Below are 807 nucleotides of genomic sequence, written 5' to 3' on the forward strand. Positions count from 1 at the left end.
CTTGCTCTGCTGCACACTGATACAGCTTTTTCATCAAATCCAAACGGAATGGTCGCGTAGCATCATCATCTATGCTGCTAATCATATCACCCAAGACATATTGGGCATCCCTACTACCCATATCGGCGGCTTTGCGTAAAAAAGCCAGTTCGCTGTCCGGCGGTGCGGAAACGCCGTAGCCGTCTTCGATATAGCCTTTGAGCAGGTAATAGGCGGTGGCGGGGAGTTGTTTTTGCAGGAGTTTATTGAGCTGATGCACTTCGATTTCCGCTTCTATCTCAGGTACTTGTGTCCAGCCGTCGCTGAGAATGAATTGCAGGCGCACATTGGCTTTATAGTCGCCGTTGGCGGCGGCGATGCGGTAATAGGGCAGTAGGTTGTCCCAAAAACCGTCGCCGCGTTCGCCCGGCCACATATGGTTCAAATCGCGGTGCAGCGCATAATGATAGAGCTGCTGGGTTTCTTCGGATAAAGGCGGGCGCTGTTCGCGTACGCAGGTGAATTCGAGGTTTCGTTTGATTTCTTCGATGTTGTTCATGGTTTCCCTTTTTGCTTGCAGCCGCTCAAACCAGTTGGGTTTGTTGTAGCAGAAATCCGGTTTGTATTGCCCGGTGCCGCCCATATCGATGCAGGCAATCCATCGGTAGGCCATATAGAGGGCCAAGCCGATAAGGGCGATCACGGACAATGTGATTTTGGTGGAACGTTTCATGTGTTAATCCAGCGTAGTGATTTTGGGATCCAGCCGTAGAAATTCGCACAAGGGGTGCATAGGGCATGCCGTTGACCAGTCTGCCGACATTGATG

Annotated in this window: 1 pseudogene; it reads right to left on the reverse strand. The window is 51.4% G+C overall.

From position 1 onward, the window contains the following. Window positions 1–712 (reverse strand): annotated as a pseudogene (locus AKG43_RS11860) (sel1 repeat family protein); the annotation flags it as partial. Window positions 713–807: the final 95 nt, after the last annotated feature.

The sequence above is a fragment of the Neisseria sp. 74A18 genome (genome assembly GCF_001308005.1).
Classification (GTDB): domain Bacteria; phylum Pseudomonadota; class Gammaproteobacteria; order Burkholderiales; family Neisseriaceae; genus Neisseria; species Neisseria dumasiana.